This is a genomic window from Microvirga sp. P4_G7 (assembly GCF_056401005.1).
Genome location: NZ_JBFUKD010000898.1, coordinates 1 through 1,232, shown reverse-complemented (window position 1 = coordinate 1,232; position 1,232 = coordinate 1). Strand labels below are relative to the sequence as shown.

Annotated in this window: 2 protein-coding genes; both read left to right on the top strand. The window is 60.8% G+C overall.

Features of this window, described 5'->3' with window-relative positions:
* Positions 1–305 (top strand): aldo/keto reductase (locus tag AC1DT3_RS21735; protein WP_477467258.1); only part of this gene is annotated, 305 nt, incomplete at its 5' end.
* A gap of 111 nt (positions 306–416) precedes the next feature.
* Positions 417–1,232 (top strand): NAD(P)-dependent alcohol dehydrogenase (locus tag AC1DT3_RS21730; protein WP_477467257.1); only part of this gene is annotated, 816 nt, incomplete at its 3' end.

The window sequence follows — 1,232 nt, the reverse complement described above, 5'->3', positions numbered from 1 at the left end:
TCGTTCCGCGTTTCACACCAGAGGCAAGGAAGGCGAACCAGTCCGTCGTCGAATTACTCGGCCAGATAGCACAGCGGAAAAAGGCGACTCCAGCTCAGATCGCGCTCGCTTGGCTGCTCGCGCAAAAGCCGTGGATTGTACCGATTCCGGGCACGACGAAATTGCATCGCCTCGAGGAGAATATCGGAGCGGCTGACGTCCAACTGACGCCCGCGGACCTGCGCGACATCGAGGACGCCGTCTCCAAGATTACTGTGCAAGGGGATCGGTATCCTGCGCGTCTTCAGGCACGAGTCGGTCGGTGACGTAGACGTCGACCGATTTCGAACAAACCTTTGGCCCATTGCGACGTCATGTTCACTGCGCACGGACCGTTTGCCTTTCACCAAGACCACAACCCAATCGAGCTAACAACCATGGCAAGTTTTCGCTACAAGACCCTCGGCTATGCTGCTCCGTCTGTCGGAGCTCGTCTCACGCCGTTCTCCTTCGAACGACGGGCCCTGCGCCCCAACGACGTCGCGATGGAAATCCTTTATTGCGGCGTCTGCCACTCGGATCTTCACTGGGCGCGCAACGATTGGGGCTGGTCAGCCTATCCAGTCGTTCCAGGCCACGAAATCATCGGTCGGGTGATCGAGGTCGGCAGCGAGGTTGATCGCTTCAAGGCGGGTGATCATGTCGCGGTCGGATGCATGGTCGACAGCTGTCAGCATTGCGACCAATGTCGCAAAGGCGAGGAACAACTGTGCCGCGAGGGTAATACGTTGACCTATGGTGGTCTCGACCGCATCACGCAGGAAATGACGCAAGGCGGCTACTCCAAGCATGTCGTGGTTCGGCAGGAATTCGTCCTACGCGTGCCGGACGGACTGGACCTGTCACGAGCGGCCCCTCTCCTCTGTGCCGGCATCACGACCTATTCGCCTTTGCGCACGTGGGACGTGGGTCCGGGCACGCGCGTCGGCGTGATCGGCTTGGGCGGTCTTGGCCACATGGCCGTGAAGCTCGCTGTCGGCCTCGGTGCCTACGTGACCGTCATGAGCCGGACGCGCGACAAGGAGGCGGATGCGCTGGCGCTCGGGGCCGACAAGCTCCTCGTGTCCACCGATGAAGAGGCGATGCTGCAGGCTGCGAACAGCTTCGATATCATCATCGACACCGTGCCGAGCAAACACGACCTCAACCCGTATCTGCCGCTGCTCGACGTCGACGGTACGCTGGTGATCGTG